This window comes from Frigoribacterium sp. MEB024 (genome assembly GCF_000878135.1).
Taxonomy (GTDB): Bacteria; Actinomycetota; Actinomycetes; order Actinomycetales; family Microbacteriaceae; genus Frigoribacterium.
In genome coordinates this window covers 1-18,792 of the sequence record NZ_JXQZ01000065.1, presented here as the reverse complement: position 1 = coordinate 18,792, position 18,792 = coordinate 1, and the positions used below count along the sequence as shown (strand labels likewise).

At 72.5% G+C, this 18,792-nt stretch carries 13 protein-coding genes; 9 read left to right on the top strand and 4 right to left on the bottom strand.

Going from position 1 to position 18,792, the window contains the following annotated elements:
* The 5 genes from SZ60_RS12415 to SZ60_RS12395 form a co-directional block, all read left to right on the top strand.
* A partial coding sequence (locus SZ60_RS12415) for a helix-turn-helix transcriptional regulator (protein WP_043596381.1) occupies positions 1–693 on the top strand: 693 nt, incomplete at its 5' end.
* 109 nt (positions 694–802) lie between these two features.
* Positions 803–2,110 (top strand): esterase family protein, encoded by a 1,308-nt coding sequence (locus SZ60_RS12410; protein WP_052505379.1) that lies wholly within the window; start codon positions 803–805, stop codon positions 2,108–2,110.
* A 229-nt stretch (positions 2,111–2,339) separates the two neighbouring features.
* Positions 2,340–5,552, top strand: coding sequence for a S8 family serine peptidase (locus SZ60_RS12405; protein WP_052505378.1), 3,213 nt, complete (start codon positions 2,340–2,342; stop codon positions 5,550–5,552).
* A gap of 622 nt (positions 5,553–6,174) precedes the next feature.
* Entirely contained in the window at positions 6,175–7,890 is a 1,716-nt protein-coding gene (locus SZ60_RS12400; RefSeq protein ID WP_043596379.1) for an Ig-like domain-containing protein, read from the top strand.
* Between the two features lie 112 nt (positions 7,891–8,002).
* Positions 8,003–8,695, top strand: coding sequence for an endonuclease/exonuclease/phosphatase family protein (locus tag SZ60_RS12395; protein WP_342212154.1), 693 nt, complete (start codon positions 8,003–8,005; stop codon positions 8,693–8,695).
* Between the two features lie 149 nt (positions 8,696–8,844).
* On the opposite strand, the gene SZ60_RS12390 is transcribed toward SZ60_RS12395, so the two are convergent.
* Complete coding sequence (locus SZ60_RS12390; protein ID WP_043596376.1) at positions 8,845–9,123, bottom strand: hypothetical protein; 279 nt, start codon at positions 9,121–9,123, stop codon at positions 8,845–8,847.
* A gap of 332 nt (positions 9,124–9,455) precedes the next feature.
* On the opposite strand from SZ60_RS12390, the gene SZ60_RS12385 reads away from it, so the two are divergent.
* Both SZ60_RS12385 and SZ60_RS12380 read left to right on the top strand, forming a co-directional pair.
* A complete protein-coding gene (locus SZ60_RS12385) occupies positions 9,456–10,295 on the top strand; it encodes an aldo/keto reductase (RefSeq protein ID WP_043596374.1) in 840 nt (279 codons plus the stop codon).
* Between the two features lie 174 nt (positions 10,296–10,469).
* On the top strand, positions 10,470–11,234 hold the full coding sequence (locus tag SZ60_RS12380; protein WP_052505377.1) for a Pr6Pr family membrane protein: 765 nt from the start codon (positions 10,470–10,472) through the stop codon (positions 11,232–11,234).
* On the opposite strand, the gene SZ60_RS12375 is transcribed toward SZ60_RS12380, so the two are convergent.
* Both SZ60_RS12375 and SZ60_RS12370 read right to left on the bottom strand, forming a co-directional pair.
* A complete protein-coding gene (locus SZ60_RS12375) occupies positions 11,165–12,685 on the bottom strand; it encodes an FAD-dependent oxidoreductase (protein ID WP_043596373.1) in 1,521 nt (506 codons plus the stop codon). The two genes, SZ60_RS12380 and SZ60_RS12375, sit on opposite strands and share 70 nt — an antisense overlap.
* Before the next feature lie 110 nt (positions 12,686–12,795).
* Positions 12,796–13,593: an alpha/beta fold hydrolase gene (locus SZ60_RS12370; RefSeq protein WP_043596371.1), complete on the bottom strand. Its 798-nt coding sequence runs from the start codon at positions 13,591–13,593 to the stop codon at positions 12,796–12,798.
* Positions 13,594–13,908: 315 nt separating this feature from the next.
* Between SZ60_RS12370 and SZ60_RS17735 the strand changes: the two genes are divergently transcribed.
* Both SZ60_RS17735 and SZ60_RS17285 read left to right on the top strand, forming a co-directional pair.
* On the top strand, positions 13,909–14,787 hold the full coding sequence (locus SZ60_RS17735) for an NAD(P)H-hydrate epimerase (protein ID WP_052505376.1): 879 nt from the start codon (positions 13,909–13,911) through the stop codon (positions 14,785–14,787).
* Between the two features lie 912 nt (positions 14,788–15,699).
* The gene (locus SZ60_RS17285; protein WP_156155600.1) at positions 15,700–16,245 is read left to right on the top strand and encodes a hypothetical protein; all 546 of its coding nucleotides are present in this window, start codon (positions 15,700–15,702) and stop codon (positions 16,243–16,245) included.
* 81 nt (positions 16,246–16,326) lie between these two features.
* Here SZ60_RS17285 and SZ60_RS12355 read toward each other — a convergent pair whose 3' ends face one another.
* A complete protein-coding gene (locus tag SZ60_RS12355) occupies positions 16,327–17,811 on the bottom strand; it encodes an MFS transporter (protein ID WP_043596370.1) in 1,485 nt (494 codons plus the stop codon).
* Between the last annotated feature and the right edge of the window lie 981 nt (positions 17,812–18,792).

The window sequence follows — 18,792 nt, the reverse complement described above, 5'->3', positions numbered from 1 at the left end:
AGGCTGGAGCGCCCGGCGACCACCGACTTCGTCGCGTTCGACCGTCCGCCCTACGTGGTCGCGTCGAACGAGTCCACCCAGCGGGTCGCCCTCGGGCGCGGGGTGCGGTGGCGGGCGGTGTACACGGTCGCCAGCATCTCGGCCGACGGCAGCTGGCAGGGCGTGCACCGCCTGGGCGCCGACGGCGAGGAGGCCCGCATCACGCACGACCTGCCGGTCAAGCTCGCCGTCGCCGACCGCCGGGTCGCCCTCGTCTCGATCGGCCACGACCCCGACCGGCCCGAGGCCCTCGTGACCGAATCCGAACCGCTCGTCGCCGCCCTCCACGACCTGTTCGAGGCCCGGTGGCGCAGCGCGTTGCCCGTGCCGGGCACTCCGGGGGCCGGTCGTGCCGCGGTCGACTGGGCCTCGGTGGCCGCGCGACTGGCGTCGTCGACGACCGTGACGGCGACGTCGGGAGCCGCCGTGCCGTCGCGGGACCAGGAGGCGCGACTCGCGATGCGACCCCCCACCCCCGCCGAGCGCGACCTCCTCGCCCTCGTGGCGGCGGGGGCGACCGACGAGGTGATCGCGGGTCAGCTCGGCATCTCGTCCCGCACGCTCCGGCGGCGGCTCCACGCCCTCTTCGACGAGCTCGGCGCGAGCAACCGGTTCCACGCCGGAGTCGAGGCGGCCCGTCGTGGCTGGGTCTGACTCGGCCGACGCCCAGCCCCCTCACGGCTCACCCATCGAGTCACCTCGGTAGCGTCCCGGACGTGATCCATCCGCCCCGTGCCGAGCCGTCGTGCTGAGGCTCTCCCTGGTGTCGGCAGGCACCCTCGCCGTCGTCTACGCGGTGGCCGGCGTGCTCGTGGCCCGGACGCTGCGTCGCCCACGCCGTGCCCGCACCTGGTGGCGGTGGGTCACCGGGGCCGCCGCCCTGGGGGCCGCGCTCGGCGCGCTGGTCACCTGGTGGCTCGGAGACGTCGAGGACGTCCTCGACGTCTCGCCCACCTGGGTCGACCGACTCTGGGTCGGGGCCCTGCTGATGGTCGCGGGCACGGCCGTGGTCGCCGTGGTCCGCGGAGGCGCGGGGCGACGGGTCCTGGCCGCGTCGACGGTCGTCGTGATGGTCCTCGCGACGGGCCTGGCCATCAACCGCGACAGCGGGCTCTTCCCGACCGTGGGGGCCTTGCTCGGCCTCTCGGACGTCCCGTCGCTCGTCCTCCCGGCCGCGCAGACGGCCGCGGTGCGGGCCGGCCGGACGTCGACCCCGGCCGCCCCCGACCTGGGACGCACCTGGCGGGCGCCCGCCGACCTTCCGTCACGGGGACGGCTCGGCAGCGTCGCGATCCCGGGCACCACGTCCCGCTTCGACGCGCGGGACGCCCTCGTGTACCTGCCGCCCGCCGCCCTCGTGGCCGATCCGCCGCCGCTGCCCGTCGACGTCGTCCTGTCCGGACAGGGCCCGGGCGCCGCCCCCGAGAACCTCGTCGACGCGGGGCGGATGGTCGAGACCCTCGACGCCCTCGCCCGTGCGCACGACGGCCTCGCGCCGATCGTCGTGATGCCCGACCAGCTCGAGCGCCCGACCAACAACCCGATGTGCGTCGACGGCCCGCTCGGGCACAGCGAGACCTACCTGACGGTCGACGTGCCCCGGTGGATCACGAGCCACCTCTCGGTCCAGGCGCCCGGCCGGGCCTGGGCGGTCTCGGGCTTCTCGCAGGGCGGCACCTGCTCGCTCCAGCTGGCGGCGGGCCACCCCGAGCTCTTCGGCTCATTCGTCGACGTCTCGGGGCAGATCGGGCCGCGGCTCGACGGGGGAGCGAGGGCCACGGTGGAGCGGGGCTTCGGCGGCGACCGGGCGGCCTACGCCGCGGCCCAGCCGCTCGCCGTGCTGGCCGCCCGAGCCCCCTACGCCGACAGCGCCGGGTTCTTCGCCGTCGGTGGGACCGACTCGCGCTACGGGCCCGTGATGCCCGTCGTCTCGGCGGCCGCCCGGGCCGCGGGGATGGACGTGACCCGCGACGTCCTGCCCGGCAGCGGCCACGACTGGGCCACGGCATCGCGGGGGCTCGCCACGGGGACCGCGTGGGCGGCGGTGCGGCTCGGGCTGACGAGGCCGTAGCGGGGTGCGGCGAGGCGACCGTCCGCCGAAGGGGGGACGACGTCGGTGCCCCGCCCGCGCCTCCTCGTGTGAACTCTTTGGCCGAAGCTGGTCAGTGGCCGGTTTCGGCCATGACCCCCACTAGAGGGTCACCGACATTCACAGGTAGTTCTTATGGATCGACCGCGGCCCGGGGCTGCGGCGCACCACCGACAGCACGTCCCGAACGACGTGCATCGAAAGGCGATCCGTGATCACACCATCCGGCCGACGCAGGCCGACCGCTCCGCCCCGCACCCGCCTCCGTGGCGGCTTCGCCACCCTCCTCGCCACCGGCGTCGTCGCCGCGGGCCTCGTCGCGGTGCCGGCCACCGCTTCCTTCGCCGCGGACGGCCCGGCCGTCGTGGGCGACAGCCAGTTCGCCGACGGGAAGTACATCGTCACGTTGCGCGAGCCGGCGGCCGCGACCTACGAGGGCGGCCAGCCGGGCCTCGCCCGCACCGCCGTGCCCGAGGGCAGCGATCTGGACGCGCAGAGCGCTCCCGTGCAGGACTACGCCGAGCACCTGAAGGGCGTCCAGCTGGACGTCGCGGCGGCCGCCGGGGCGACCGTCGAGGCGAGCTACGCCATCACGACCAACGCCTTCGCGGCCGACCTCACGGCCGCCCAGGCCGCGAAGCTCGCGAGCGACCCCTCGGTCGCCGCCGTCTCGAAGAACGAGCTGCTCAAGCTGCAGGCGACGCCGTCGACCGAGTTCCTCGGCCTGGGTGACGCCGAGGGGAACGGCGGCGTCTGGGACGCCGTGGGCGGACGCGAGAAGGCCGGCGAAGGAGTCGTCGTCGGCATCATCGACTCGGGCATCGCGGCGGGCAACGCCTCGTTCGCCGGTGACCCCCTCGGTTCGGCGAGCGACACCGAGCCCCACCTCGACGGCGACCGGACCGTCTTCGCCAAGGGCGACGGCGGGACCTTCACCGGCGTGTGCCAGACGGGCGTGCAGTTCGACGCGGGCGACTGCAACACGAAGCTGATCGGTGCGCGCTACTTCGTCGACGGCTTCGGCGTCGGCAACATCGGCACCGAGGAGCAGGGCGAGTACCTCTCACCCCGTGACGGCAACGGCCACGGTTCGCACACGGCGTCGACCGCCGCGGGCAACGCCGACGTCGAGGCCACCATCGGCGACCGCTCGTTCGGCACCGTCTCGGGCGTCGCCCCGGCCGCCAAGATCGCGGCCTACAAGGTCTGCTGGGACGGCCCCGACCGCGTCGCCACCGACGACGACGGCTGCGCCACGCTCGACCTGATCGCCGCCATCGAGGCCGCGGTCACCGACGGCGTCGACGTCATCAACTACTCGATCGGCGGAGGCGGGGCCACGAGCACCTTCTCGGCCACCGACCAGGCGTTCCTCGGCGCGGCCTCGGCCGGCGTCTTCGTGGCGGCCTCGGCCGGCAACGACGGCCCGACCGCGACCACCGCCGACAACGCGGCACCGTGGATCACCACGGTCGCGGCGTCGACCATCCCCAGCTACAGCGCGACGGTGCAGACCGCCGACGGCACCGAGTACCTGGGCGGCTCGATCACCGTGCCGACCGGCACCGACGGCCTGACGGGCGACTTCGTCTCGTCGACCGCCGTCGCGGCCGCCGGGGCGGACGCGACCGCGGTGACCCTCTGCGCACCGGACACGCTCGACCCGGCGAAGGCCGCCGGCGCGATCGTGCTCTGCGACCGCGGTGTCTACGACCGCACGGCCAAGTCGGCCGAGGTCGAGCGCGCGGGCGGCATCGGCATGGTGCTCGTGAACCCGACGACCAGCTCGGTCGACCTCGACGAGCACGCCGTCCCCACGGTCCACCTCAACGCCGACGACTACGACGCGATCCACGCGTACGCCGACACCGAAGGTGCCACCGTCACCCTGCTCGACGGCAACCCGGGCGCACTGCCCGAGCCCGCCAGCCCGCAGATCGCCGGCTTCTCGTCGCGCGGACCGGTGACCGCCGACGGCGGCAACCTGCTGAAGCCCGACATCTCGGCCCCCGGCGTGGCGATCCTCGCCGACGGCGCCAACGCGCAGGGTGAGCCCGGCACGTACGAGTTCCTCTCGGGAACGTCGATGTCGTCCCCGCACATCGCCGGTCTGGCCGCGCTCTACCTCTCCAAGGGCGTGCACCCCGACTGGACCCCCGACGAGGTCAAGTCGGCCATGATGACGACCGCGTACGACCTCGTCGGCGAGGACGGCGCTCCGAGCCAGGACGTCTTCGCCCAGGGCGCCGGTCACGTCGACCCGACCGCGTTCCTCGAACCCGGGCTGCTCTACGAGAACGGACCGGCCGACTGGCAGGCCTACGTCGACTCCATCGACACCGTCGAGGGTACCGATTCGTCGCTCAACCTCGCGTCGATCAGCGTCGGCTCGTTGGCCGGCACCGCACAGGTCACGCGCACCGTCACCTCGACCGAGGCGGGCACCTACACGGTCGCCCCGATCGAGATGGACGGCGTCACGGCCACGGTCGAACCCTCGACCTTGACGTTCGGCGCCGCGGGCGAGAAGCAGGACTACACGGTCACCTTCACCCGCACGACGGCGGCGCTCGACCAGTTCGCCACCGGCTACCTCACCTGGTCCGACGGGACCCACGACGTGCGCAGCCCGCTCGCCGTGCGCCCCGTCCAGCTGCAGGCTCCGGCCGAGGTGGCCGGCGAGGGCGCCACGGGCGAGAAGGCGTTCGACGTCACGGCCGGCGACGCCCTCGAGCTGCCGCTCACGACGGAGGGCCTCGCCGCCGGGCAGGTCGCGTCCGGTTCGGGCACGGCGGGCGCCGCGGCGGCCGAGACGCCGGTCACGATCGCCGAGGGCACCACCCACGCGCGCTTCGTGCTCGACAGTGCCGACGACACCGCGGACCTCGACCTGCTGCTCTACACGGCCGACGCCGACGGTGCGCCCGACCAGCTCGCGGCCTCCTCGGCCACCGGTTCGGCGGACGAGCAGATCGACCTCGACGCCCCCGCGGCGGGCGAGTACGTCCTGCTGGTCGACTTCTACAGCGGTGCCGGGCAGCTCGACTACACGCTGACGTCGTACCTGCTCGACCCGGCGGCGGCCGTCGGAGGCCTCACGGTCGACCCGGCCACCCTCTCCGCAGGGCTGGGCGAGACGGCGACGCTGACCGCGTCCTGGACGGGCCTGCCCTACGAGCAGACCTTCCTCGGCCGCGTCGTGTACGGCGACACCGGGCAGGTCACGTACCTCACGGTCGCCTCGGGCGAGGAGCCCGAGCCCCCCACGCCGACCGACCCCGGCCCCGGCCCCGGCCCCGGCCCGGGCCCGGGTCAGCCCGGCCACCCCGGCCACCCCGGCGGCTGGAGCCTCGGCGACATCCTGCAGTGGATCTGGAACGCCCTCGGCGACCTGTTCCACGGCTGGTTCCCGTGGCGCGGCTAGCCCCCACGGCCTGACGGCCTGACCCACCCGGAGGCGGTGGTCACCTTCCCCGCGAAGGCGACCACCGCCTCCTCCCGTCCCCCCAGTCCCGCCGCGTCTCCGCCCGCCCTCCCCGCTCCATGCGATGCCCAGCCCCTGAAGTCGGCAACTCCTGCCTGATGCTGCGGCGTGGCCCGTCCGCCCGGGTGTCCCTGTCCGCGGTGCGTCAGGAGGCAGGAGTTGCCGGCGGTGCGGCGTCCGTGTCGGCAACTCCTGCCTGGTGCTGCGGCGTGGCCCGTCCGCCCGGGTGTCCCGGTCCGCGGTGCGTCAGGAGGCAGGAGTTGCCGACAGGCAGCAGGACCCCGCACTGCGCGACGGTCGTCCCCGGTCGCGCGACGGTCGTCCCCCGTCACGGGCCGGTCGTCCCCCGCAGCGGGTGGCTCGGGGGACCCTCGGCGTCGCCCGTTCCTCGTCCGGGTGATCTGTCCCCCGAATGGTGGACACTGCCAGGACCCCGGCCCTAGTTTGGGTGTCACCCGAGACGTGACGATCCCTGTTCACCCGACCCCGGCGCCGTACCCGAACACGGCGCCGGGGGAGCAGGTCGAGGCGCGCGTCTACCCCACCCGAAAAAGGCACCACCATGCACTCGCTCACCCTCGCGGGGTCTCCCCGTCGCGGGCGGAGGGCCCTGCGCCTGTCCGCCGCGCTGCTCGCCACCCTCGCCCTCGCCGGCACCGCCGCCCTGACCGGGACCGCTGCCCCGGCCCGGGCCGCGGAGATCGACGGTGCCATCACGGACGTGACGGTGACCCCGACCGCGCCGCGACAGGGCACCCAGCTCACGACCACGATCGCCTGGGAGGTGCCGGACGACACCAAGACCGGTGACACCTTCACGCTGACGCTCAGCGAGCACCTGAAGAACCTGCCCACCGACTTCGCGCTCCGGGACCCCGCCACCGGTGCGGTCGTGGCAGAGGCCACCGTCGTCGGGACGCGCCCCTACGTGGTCACGTTCACGATGACCAGCTACGCCGAGAGCCACCTCAACGTCAGCGGCAAGGCGTTCGTCAAGTCGGACTTCGAGGGTCGCACCACCCCCTCGGGTGTCCCCACGCCGTTCACGTCGACGACGAACGACGGCCGCGACTTCACGACCGTGGTCACGCCGACCGGTGTGATGCGCGGCCTCGACCAGCCCACCAAGTACGGCACGTACACCGCCGCCGACCAGGGCCGCTCCACGGCCGCCCGCTTCCTCACCTGGCACGTCCTCACCCCGCTCGGCGCATTCGACTCGGCCACGACGACGGACACCGTCCCCGCCGGCCAGACGTGGACATACGACTGCGACACGCTGGTCTTCGACTCGATCCGCGTCAAGACCGACGGCAGTTTCGCCGCCCCCCTCGCCGTCACCCCGACGTCGTACACCTGCTCGCCCGCCGGCTACACCGTGAGCTGGGGCCCCCAGGTCGTCAACGTGCAGGACCGCGTCAGCATCGCCGTGAGCCTCCCCGCGCCGACCGGCACCGCCACGGCCGCCCAGACCTTCACCAACAGTGCGACGGTGTCGACCGTCGTCGGGGGCGTCACCACCACCGGTGCGGTGAGCTCCTCCAAGACCCAGGCCTCGGCCGGTGGAACGGGTAGCGGAGACGTCCCCGACTCGGCCGTGACCATCACCAAGGACGACGCCGCGGGCAACGCGGCCGACACCGCGGCCACCGCCGTCGTCCTCTCCGACGGGACCGCCTCGCTGGCCTACCGCGTGACCAACACGGGTGCCGACGCGCTCGCCGACGTCACGGTCGCCGACGAGGTCCTGGCCAACGGCACCGTCGACGGTCTCAGCTGCGACTTCGCGCCCCTCGGCGGCCCGTCGACCGGAGTCACGTGGGCCGGCCCGTTCGCGGTCGGAGCCTCCTTCGACTGCACCGCCGCGCTGACGGGTGTCACGGCCGGCGACGTCGACCACCACGACGTCGGCACCGTGACGGCCCGTGGCATCGAGTCCGGCCAGGCCGTGTCCGCCTCGAACGCCTGGTTCGCCCGAGTCGCCGCCGCGGCCGCCACGCCCACCACGCCGACGACCTCGCCGACGACGAACCCCGCCGCGCTCGCGGCTCCCGTGGCGGGTCCCACCGCCCCGGCCGGATCCGCCCCGGCCGTGTCGACGCCTCGACCCGCCGCCACGGCCACGGGTCTCGCCTTCACCGGAGCCGAGCTGGCCGGTCCGGTCGCGCTGGCGGCCCTGCTCACCCTGCTCGGTGCCGCGCTCGTCGTCTCCACCCGTCGCCGCGCGGCCCGCGCCGCGCTCACCGGTGACGCCGACCGCACACACCGCGGCGAGTAACCGTTCGACGAGGGGTGCCGGGTGCGGCGGGCGTCAGGTCCGCCGCATCCGGCACCCCCCGTTCGTCCAACCTGCACATGCCCGAAACAGACGTGGACTAGGTTCGCTACTCGTGACAGAACACAACGGACACACGATGCGCGTCGTCAGCTACAACCTGCGCGAGCACACGGCCAAGGGCGAGATCCGGTCGCTCGCCGAGGACAACGACGCCGACGTGCTCTGCCTCCAAGAGGCCGACACCAAGGACATCCCCGCCGAGTTCGGCGAGTTCGCCCTCGCGGCGTCGACCCACAACAACCGTCTCGGGCTCGCGGCCTACTACCGCCGCTCCCGGTTCGAGTTGTTGGGGACGAACGTCTACGCGCTCAAGAAGTCGATGCACGACCGCGTCATGTCGCCCGCTCACGAGCGCCTGCTGGCCATGCACCTGGCCGACCGCCAGAGCGGACGCGACGTCCTGATCGGCTCGTTCCACGCCGCTCCGCTCACGGCCACGAACGCCCTGCGCAAGAAGCAGGTCGAGTCGGCGCACCGTCTGATGCGTGCCCTGGCGCCGGGCGTGCCGATGCTCATGGTCGGCGACTTCAACTACCCGTGGTTCCACGGCGGTCTGCGCAAGCACATCGAGCGCGACGGCTTCGTGCTGACCCGCAGCTCGACGCCGACCTACCTCGGTTACAAGTACGTCAAGGGCCACTTCGACTTCGCGACGAGCTACGACCTCAAGATCGAGGACGTCGTCACGCTCCCGGCCGGCGTCAGCGACCACCGGCCGATCCTGGTCCGCGCCCAGGGGCTCTGACCCCGGCGTTCCCGGACAGCACGACGGGCCCGGTCACCTCTCGGTGGCCGGGCCCGTCGTCGTGGTGCCGGGGACCGCAGGAGGCGCGGTGCGGCCGACGGCCTCACCGCGCCTCCTCGGGTCGTCGCGCCCTCGGGCGCCGCGCCGGACTAGGCCGCGAGGGCGAGCTCGCGGGCCTCGACCGACGAGGCCTGCACGATCGTGCGGCTCGGCTCGTGACGCCAGCTGCGGCCGGGGATGACCCAACCGGCGGCGCCGTCGACGACGACGGAGGCACCGACGCGCACGGCGGCCGTGACGTCGTCGCGCCAGGCGCGGACGGCGAACTCGGTGCCGCGGTCGTCGACGACGACGAACTCGACGAGGCGGGCGGTGGTCAGGGTGGGCGCGGTCGTGACCGTGCCGGTGATGCTGATGATGTCGTTCATGATGCTCGATTTCGATGTGTGCTCTGTGTTGCGACAGAATCCGTGGCACGCAGCGCCGGGTGGGCGCTCGTGGTCCGCCTGACGGCGGTGGTCGGGCCTGCGATGACGGCGGCCGGAGAAGTAGGGCAACGATGATCGGTGGTCATCGTGCGCATCCGGCGAGGTCGTCTCGCGAGGCTTTTCGGGCGGTGCACCGGTGTGGACTCGGTCGGCACCGCACGGGAACCCTCTGAGAAGAGAGCCCCAAGCGACTCATGACTGTAACACGCCCGGGGTACGCGCACCAGTGCTTCCTCGGAAGAAGTGACAGGGGTGAGTGGTTGGCTCTACACATGACCACGATCCCCACCATCACCCTGAACAACGGAATCCAGATCCCCCAGCTCGGGTTCGGCGTCTACCAGGTCGACCCGGCCGAGACGAAGGACGCCACCCTCACCGCGTTCGAGGTCGGCTACCGCCACATCGACACCGCCGAGATGTACGGCAACGAGGCGGGCGTCGGCGAGGCGATCGCCGAGAGCGGCATCGACCGCAGCGAGATCTTCGTCACCTCGAAGCTCAACAACGGCTTCCACAAGCGTGATGACGCGCTGAAGGCGTTCGACGGCACGCTCGACGCCCTCAAACAGGACTACGTCGACCTGTTCCTCATCCACTGGCCGCTGCCCGGCATCGACGTCGACTACGTCGAGACCTGGAAGGCCCTGGAAGAGATCTACGCCAGCGGCCGTGCGAAGTCGATCGGCGTCTCGAACTTCCAGCAGCCCCACCTCGAGCGCGTCCTCGACGAGGGTTCGGTCGTGCCGGTCGTCAACCAGATCGAGGTGCACCCGTACCTGACGCAGGACGCACTGCGCGAGTTCGGCGTCTCGAAGGGCATCCACACCGAGGCCTGGTCGCCCATCGCCCAGGGCGGCGTCCTCAAGGACGAGACCATCACCGAGATCGCCGAGCGCGTCGGCAAGTCGACCGCCCAGGTCACGCTGCGCTGGCACATCCAGCGTGGCGACATCGTCTTCCCGAAGTCGGTCACCCGGTCGCGCGTGGAAGAGAACTTCGACCTGTTCGACTTCGAGTTGACCGATGCCGACGTCGCCGCGATCACCGCCCTGAACAAGGACGAGCGCACCGGCCCGAACCCGGACGAGTTCAACTACATCCCCAGCTGATCCCCTGATCGGCACGGTGTCGCACTCCGGTGCGACGCCGAGGCACCCGAGGCCGGGCCCGCACGTCGCCACGACGCACGGGCCCGGCCTCGGCACGTCGGGCGTCCGGTGGGCGCCTAGTACGATCGACGTTTCCCCAGACCACAGCCGACCAGACCCGGAGGGCGTGACACGGTGCGACGGTTCGTCGGCGTCCTACGCCTGCTCGCGGCCGCCGTCGGCGTCGTCGCCCTCGTCGCCGACTTCGTCTACGTGCTCGGGTTCAGCACCTTCAGCTCGATCAACTACTTCAGCTACTTCACGCAGCAGAGCAACATGGCGAACGTGGTGGTGCTCGCCTTCGCGGGCGTCGTGTCGTTGCGCGGGCGACGCGAGCCCGGCTGGTTCGCGGGAGTGCACGCCCTGGTCAGCACCTACGTCATCGTGTCGGGCATCGTGTTCGGCATCATCGTCGCCGAGTCGGCCAGCCACAATTACCGCATCGAGGTGCCCTGGTCGAGCCAGCTGCTGCACTTCGTGATCCCGACGTTCGTGCTCGTCGACTGGGTCCTCGGGCCCGACCGGCCGCGGGTGCGCTGGCGGGTGCTGTCGGTCGTGCTGGTCTTCCCCCTGGTGTGGGGAGTCTTCACGATCGTCCGCGGGGCCGACGTCGGCTGGTACCCGTACTTCTTCCTCGACCCGGCCCAGGTGACCTGGCCGGGCGAGTTCCTGCTCTACAACGGCATCGCCCTGGGCACGATCGTCGGCGTGCTCGTCGCTCTCGTCGCACTCAGCCACGTGCGGCCGCACGCACGGGCCCGGCAGGGTGGCGGGGCCTCGTCGACGACGCGCACCGCGCCTCCTGCGGTCGACGGACCAGGAGGCGCGGGTCAGGACGTCGGGTCGGCCGTCGGTTCGTCGGTGGGCTCGGGGGACCCGGCCGCGACGAGGTCGAGGTAGGGCGCCAGGCTCTGCATGGCCGCCGCCACCGCCGCGTCGTCGTCGAGGGCGTCGACCTCGGTCGCCGCGTCACCGCCCGTCAGTGCGACCAGCACGGGGGCTCCCGTGGCCGGCATCAGGTTGACGAAGAGCCGGTAGGGCGCGTCGTCGTCGAGGACGGCCCAGACCGTGGCCTGGGTGGACCAGAAGGCCTCGTCGAATCGCAGCCAGAGCACCTCGCGCGTGCCGACGCCGAGCGCCTCGATCGCGTCGGCGTGGGTGGACGGCAGTTCGGGTGAGAACTCGGGGACGCCGGTCTTCAGCACCCCCAGGGGGATCGTCGACACGGCACGGTCGACCGAGAGCGACTCGCCCGTGGCGAGTCGCAGCCCGACGCCCTGGTCGCCGTACTGCACACGGACGACGTTGCTGTCGCGGAGGACGTCCAGGCCGTCGAGCAGTCCGGCGACGAAGCTCGACAGGCCACCCGTCACCACGGTGGCGCCGGTGGGCAGCAGGTCGCGTGCGGGGTCGTCGCCGAGGCTCGAGACCGCGAGATCGTCGGCCTCGGCGCCCCAGCGAGCCGGGAGGAGGGCGTCGAGCACGAGGGCGAGGCGGTCGGCGTCCGAGACGCCGTCGGGACCGGGAAGAGTCGAGGCCTGGTCGGCCCCGGACCCGACGAGGGCGTCGGTGACGCTCGTGCCGGAGTCGGCGTCGGTCGTGGTGGAGCGCGCGGCCGCCCAGGACGCGGCCTGGCCGAGACGGTCGGCCGCACCGCCGAGCGAGTCGACCGTGCCGTCGGAGGTCCGCACCTCGACGGTGGTGTCGAGCGGTCGGGTCCGGACCCGGGCGAGGGCGAGGGCGGCTTGGAGGGCCACCGACTCGGGGCCCTCGAGCAGACCCACGCCGAGCTCGACCGGGTAGGGCCAGTCGTCGTCGTGCACGCTGTGGACCCGGCCTCCGACCCGACCGCGGGCCTCGACGACGACGACGTCGTAGCCGCGCTCGACCAGGGAGCGCGCCGCGGTCGCCCCCGCGATGCCGGCGCCGATCACGGCGATGCGTTCGTCGGCCTCGGCGACCTCGGCGACCTGAGCCGCGACCTCGAAGCCCGACTGGCGGGCACCGTAGACCGTGCCGCCCATCGTCGAGGCGACGGCCTCACCGGCGAAGAAGAGCCGGTCGTCGAGCGGGGTGCCGAGCAACCGGCGGTCGGCGTCGGACGTTCCGGGGGTGAGGTGGCTCGTCGCCCCGAGCGAGTAGGGGTCGTCGGTCCACGAACTGCGGCGGAAGGCGGCGGGGACGACCGTGCCGGACTCGGTCGGCGTCGGCGTCGGCGTCGGGGGCGGCGTGGTGGCTGACGGGGTGGGGCTGGCCGTCGGCGTGGGGGACCCCGTCGTGCAGGCGGACAGCACGAGGATCGCGGCCCCCGAGACCGATCCCGTCAAGAACGCTCGCCGACTGATGCCCATGGTGCGTCCATTCTCGCAGCCGTCACGCGCGGGCGCGCGCCGGGGGTCGCCCTGGGGTGTCCTGTGCTCCGGCGCCGCGCCTCCCGGTCGACGACCCGGCGGGGCGTGGGTCAGGCGTCGACGGTCTCGAGGAAGGTGCGCAGCAGGTCGGTCACCTGGTCGACGGGCAGCAGCGACGAGGCGTGGTCCTGGCCGACGAGCGAGTAGAAGACGGCGGCGGGCATGCGGCGGGCGGCCTCTTGCGACTCGCGGTGGCGGTCGACGTCGCGCGTGCCGGCCAGCAGCAGCGTGGGGACCTCGACCGAGTCGAGCTGGGGGATGGTGAGGCCGCCACCCGTCTCGGCCGCGGTGAAGAAGGCGGCCAGGGCGATCGGATCGTCCTGCACGAAGGCCAGACGGGTCTCGGGGTCGATCGGACGGCCGATGGTCTCTCCCCAGCGATCGACGAAGCGGGCCATGCCGCCGGTCGTCAGGGCGTCGTGCCAGTCGGGCGTGAAGGTCGCGCCGATGTTGCCGTTCATCGGGGCCCAGCTGCCGCCGATCGTGGTCAGCGTGCGGAGGCGCGAGGGCTCGTGCGCCGCGATCGACAGCCCGATGCGGGCGCCGAACGAGTACCCGACGTAGTGCGCGGGTTCGAGGCCGGTAGCCTCGAGCACGGCGCCGACGTCACCGCGGTGCAGGTCCATCGCGTACGACTCGGGATCATGGGGCTTGCCGCTCTTGCCGTGGCCGCGCATGTCGAGGGCGACCACCGTGAAGTCGCGCTGCAGGTCGCGCAGGTAGCCGAGGCCCCGCCAGGTGCCGCGCGAGAGGCCCGAACCGTGCACGAGCAGCAGGGGAGGGCCCTCGCCGTCGACCTCGTAGGCGATCTCGGTGCCGTCGACGGGGTTCGGGGTGGTCGCACGCATCCCGACAGTCTGGCAGCGCCGTGCAGCCCCTGCAGGTTGTGGTCGTAGTGCTCGCTGCGCTCGTTCTGCTCGTTCTGCTCGCTGCGTGGGGTGTCGGCAACTCCTCCTCGACGCCGCCCGCGCCTCCCGAGAGCGACACCACCGACCCCGGCGGCATCACAGCACAGGAGTTGCCGACCCGGTCGGTGCCTGGCGGGCAGGTCCGGCGTCGTGCCCGACGGAGGCGTCCGGGTGGCCCGGGGCTCTCGGCTCGGCGGAGGGGCCGCGGCTGCGCAGGCCCGGTCCTCCGGCGGGGGAGGGGAGGAGGCTGGACGCATGGTCGAGGCATGGACGGCGGCACAGATCCGCGAGGCGGAGCGCCCCCATCTGGAGGCAGGGGAACCCCTGATGAGGCGGGCCGCCGACGGACTCGCGGACGTCGTGCGCGAGATGGTGCGCGCCTCCTCGCGTTCTCGGGACGGTCGTGCGGGTCGGGTCCTGCTGCTCGTCGGAAGCGGCAACAACGGGGGTGACACGCTCTACGCCGGGGAGTCCCTCGCCCGCGAACTCGTACCTCAGGGCGGCGCGGTGACCGTGGTGCCGGTGGGGTCGCGGATGCACGAGGCCGCCCTGGCCGCGGCGCTCGCGGCAGGGGCCGTCCTCGACGACGTCGACGCGTGGTGCGATCCTGCGGTCGTGGCGGCAGCTCTGCCCGCGTACGACGTGGTGCTCGACGGACTGGTCGGGACGGGCTCCGACGGTGTGGGGCTGCGGGGGGACGCCCTGCGCGTGGTGCAGGCGGTGCTGCCGGTCGTCGAGGGTGCGACGCTGGGCTCGGGTGCGCGCACTGCGGCTGCGCCGGCGTCCGGGACGGCGCAGCCGCCGACGCCCGGGACGGCGCAGCCGGGGACGGGCGAAGGGACGAATGCAGGTGCGGGGTTGCACCCGGGTCGAGGTGCAGCTTCGGCGGGCGCTCCTGCGGCGCGTGCGCCACGCGTGGTCGCCGTCGACGTTCCGAGCGGCATCGGAGTGGACGACGGAGCGCTCCCCGATCCGCCCTTCGTACTTCCTGCGGACGTCACCGTCACGTTCGGCGGACACAAGGTCGGGCTGCTCGTGGGCCCGGGCGCGGAGCGGGTCGGGCGCATCGTCCTCGTCGACATCGGCATCGGGGCCGACCTCGCGCGCATGCCACCGGCTGTCTCGTCCTCCTGATCCGCGTCCCGGCCTGGCCTGTCCTGTCCAGCCCCGTCCTGTCCTGTCCCGTCCTGTCCCGTCCCGTCCCGTCCCGTCTCCTACTGCCCCGCCCCGCCCCGTCCTGTCCTGTCTCCCGCGCTTCATCCCGGGCCTCCGACCCTCTGTCGTCGCCACCCTTCGGCCCTGGACGGCAACTCCTGCCTGCTGCCGTCCTGAGGCCGTCCCATCCTGGTTTGGTCACGATGCGCGCGCCCCGTGCAGGAGTTCCCGGCACCTCCCCAGCACGGTCGGCAACTCCTGTCGACGGGCGGTGCCGGCCCGCCGGTCCCCGCGGGCCGCGCTCGGGTTCGGCAGGGGCCAGGAGTTCCCTGCGACATGCCCGCCGAGGTGGTGGAAGGCCGCACCGGTTCGGAGTCGTCTCGTCCCCAACGGGCTGCACCCGCCGTCCGTCCCCGACACGTGGCACCCGGGCGAGACGGTCACCGCGACTCGGACACGCTCGTGGACATGACCACCATCGCCGAACTGGTCTCGTCCGCTGGAGGGGTGCTCCACAAACGCGTCCTGGTCGCCTCCGGGGCGACCGACCGACACCTCACCGCTGCCGTTCGATCGCGCAGCGTGAGCAGACCTCGGCGCGGGTGGTACTCGACCTGGTCGTCCCATGACCCCCGTTACATCGCGGTGGCCGTCGGTGGCCGACTCACGGGTGCGTCCGCCCTCCACCTGCTCGGAGCTTGGTCCTGGTCGTCGCGCCGACCACCCGTCACGGTGTCGGTGCCCGAGACGGCCTCGCGCCTCCGGAGGCGCCGAGGGGTCCGCGTCGTGTGGGACCCCGTCGAGTTGAGCGGCCGGGGTTCGACCTGGGCGGTCGATCCTCGCGACGCCCTGGCTCGTGCGGTCGTCGAGGCGCGATCCTTCGAAGACGCCGTGATCCTCGTCGACTGGGCGAGGGATGAGGGCATCGTCCACGACGACGATGACGACGCCGCCGAGGTGCTGTCCCGGAAGAGGGCGGACGCTGCCGGCCTTGTCGCATGGAGCGAAGGAGGCGCGGAGAGCATCCTCGAGAGCGCCGCCGGAACGAGACTTCGGCGCGCAGGACGTCATGTCGTGCGTCAGGTTCGCATCGAGGGGACGAACAAGATCATCGACATGGTGGTCGACGGGATCATCGGCTTCGAGACCGACGGACGAGCGCACCACGAGCGGCGCTTCGACGAGGATCGGGTCAAGGACGCGGACATCGCCCGCGAAGGTCGGATACCGTTCCGGGCCAGCGCCCAGATGGTGCGGGACAGATGGCGGTCGACGGCCGAGGCGATCGAGGCACTGGTCCACACTGCGGGCGGTACGCGTCCGGTCGAGGGTGCCTGCAACTCCTCATTGCCGCAGGTGCTCGGGCCCCGGGGCCGCAGACGCTGGCGCCTGGCGGTTCCTCGGTGGCGTACCGGTCAGGAATTGCCGGCGGGGTGATCTCGAGAGCAGCCAGCCGGGCCCCGCCGGGCTCAACCCGGCCCCGCCGGGCGCAACCCGGCCCGGCTCGGGACGGCCACGTCAGCGCCGCGGCGGCTCCTTCGACGCAGGGACGACCGAGAGGGGCGTGGTGATCGTCTCGAGCGACTTGCGAGCCGCGTCGACCCCGAAGATCAGTGCGATGACGCCGCCGACGAGCATGACGCCGGCGCCCAGGAAGTACCCGCCCGTGAGTGGCCCCCGGTCGCTGCCGTCGCCGATGAGTGCGCCGTAAAGGCTCGGGGCCACGGCCCCGACGATCTGGCCGAGGGCGAAGAAGTACCCGATCACCTGGCTCCGCAGTTCGAGCGGGAAGATCTCGCTCACGGTCAGGTACGCCGACGAGGCGCCCGCCGAGGCGAAGAAGAACGAGACGCTCCAGAACGCGGTCTGCGTCGCGGCGTTCAGCACGTCCGCCTGGAAGAGAATCGCCGACACGGCCAGCACGGCGGCCGACACGGCGTACGTCAGGAAGATCATCTGACGCCGACCCCAGCTGTCGAACAGCGGCCCCAGCACGAGAGGTCCGAGCAGGTTGCCCACGGCGAAGATCAGGAAGAAGTACTGCGTGCTGCTGGGGCTCGTGCCGTAGAAGTTCTGCAACACGAGCGCGTAGGTGAAGAAGATCGCGTTGTACAGGAACGACTGCGTGATCATCATCGCGGCGCCGACGAAGGTGCGCTTCGGGTAGTCGTGTACCAAGGTGCGGATGATGGTGCCGAACCCGATCCGCCCCGCGGCGACCACCTCGATGGCCTGGTCGTCCGACACGGGGGTGAGGTGGCCGGTGCCCTCGTCCTTCTCGACGCGGGCCTCGATGTCGTCGACCGTCGCCTCGGCTTCCTTCTCGCGTCCGTGCGTCATCAGCCACCGTGGGCTCTCGGGGATGTGGCGGCGCAGGTAGATGATCGCGAGTCCGAGCACCGGGCCGATGAAGAACCCGATGCGCCAGCCGACGTTCTCGGCGAACAGGTTCGGGTCGAGCAGGAAGATGTTGGCCGTGGCGCCCAGGGCCGCGCCGCCCCAGTACGTCCCGTTGATGGCGATGTCGACGCGTCCTCGGTACTTCGACGGGATGAGCTCGTCGATCGCCGAGTTGATGGCGGCGTACTCCCCGCCGATCCCCGCCCCGGCGAAGAACCGGAACACGGCCAGGAACACGAAGTTCGGTGACAGGCCCGCGATGGCGCTCGCCACGAGGTAGATCGCCAGGGTCAGGATGAACAGCTTCTTGCGCCCGAGGCTGTCGGCCATCCGCCCGAAGACGAGTGCCCCGAAGACCTGGCCGACGAGGTAGATCGTGCCCAGCAGTCCGACCTCGGCTGCGGTGAGCCCCAGGTCGGCCTGGAACCCGGCCGACGCGACGATCTGGATCTCGAGCCCGTCGAGCACCCACGAGAACCCCAGGCCCACCACGATCGACCAGTGGAACCTCGTCCACGGCAGACGGTCCATCCGGGCCGGGACGAGGCTGCGCGTGCCTCCGCCCGAGGCGCCGTTCGGCGAGGTGGTGGGTGAGCTTGTCATGGGTCGGCCTCCCGGTGGTGCGTGACGACGGGTGCGCGGACTGCAAGTCTGCATGATCTGCACGTGCCAGGACGCTACTCGCGCTCGAAGCCCGTGTCCGTGTCGGCCCGTACGTCGAGGAAGCAGTAGCCCGAGGAGGCGCGTGTCGGCAACGCAGGACCGCCGACGAGGCGCGGGCCGGAAAGACAGGGACCCGGACGCGGGGCTCCCCCGGGGACAGGAGTTGCCGCCACCCGCACCCGCACCCGCAGGGGCTGACGAGGTGCGTGTCGGTTACGCAGGACGGCCGAAGAGGCGCGGGACGGAAAGACAGGGACCCAGAGGCGGGACGCGCCCCAGGACAGGAATTGCCTGCACCTGCACCTGCACCTGCACCTGCACCTGCACCCGCACCCGCACCCGCAGCCTCACCCGCACCCAGCGGTCCATGGGCGAACTGGTCGAGCACCGCAGCCGGCACCCGCACCCGCAGGGGCTGAGGGGTTCGCGTCGGCAACGCAGGACCGGCGATGAGGTGCGGACCAGGAAGACAGGGACCCGGAGGCCGGGCGCGCCCCAGGACAGGAGTTGCCGTCACCCGCACCCGCACCCGCAGCGGCTGAGGTGGCGCGGGCGCGGGTACGACGCCGGTGCCATCGGGCTGACCGGGCACGGCATCACGCGGTTCGGGCCGTCGGTGCTGCGACGGTCCTCGACCTCACGGTCGATCGACACGACGACGAGCTGCCGACGGTCGGCTCCTCACCAGTGGAGGGCCGTGACCATCGGCAGCTCGAGAGCCACGACTCACGAGGCGCCGAAGCGCACAGCGTCGACGCGCGGAGCGCCGTCGTGCGTCGTGCGTCGTGCGTCGCACGTCGTGCGTCGTGCGTCGCACGTCGTGCGTCGCGCGGCGCGCGTCCCACGTCGCACGTCGCGCGTCCCGCGCCGCGCGCCGTGCGTCGCGGCAGGCTAGTGCGCGACGACCGGCTCGGCGCCCTC

Bases quoted from the DNA above. Each gene is read 5' to 3' on its own strand.
- SZ60_RS12400 (WP_043596379.1), top strand. From the start codon at position 6,175: ATGCACTCGCTCACCCTCGCGGGGTCTCCCCGTCGCGGGCGGAGGGCC.
- SZ60_RS12390 (WP_043596376.1), bottom strand. From the start codon at position 9,123: ATGAACGACATCATCAGCATCACCGGCACGGTCACGACCGCGCCCACC.
- SZ60_RS12385 (WP_043596374.1), top strand. From the start codon at position 9,456: ATGACCACGATCCCCACCATCACCCTGAACAACGGAATCCAGATCCCC.
- SZ60_RS12375 (WP_043596373.1), bottom strand. From the start codon at position 12,685: ATGGGCATCAGTCGGCGAGCGTTCTTGACGGGATCGGTCTCGGGGGCC.
- SZ60_RS12370 (WP_043596371.1), bottom strand. From the start codon at position 13,593: ATGCGTGCGACCACCCCGAACCCCGTCGACGGCACCGAGATCGCCTAC.
- SZ60_RS17735 (WP_052505376.1), top strand. From the start codon at position 13,909: ATGGTCGAGGCATGGACGGCGGCACAGATCCGCGAGGCGGAGCGCCCC.
- SZ60_RS12355 (WP_043596370.1), bottom strand. From the start codon at position 17,811: ATGACAAGCTCACCCACCACCTCGCCGAACGGCGCCTCGGGCGGAGGC.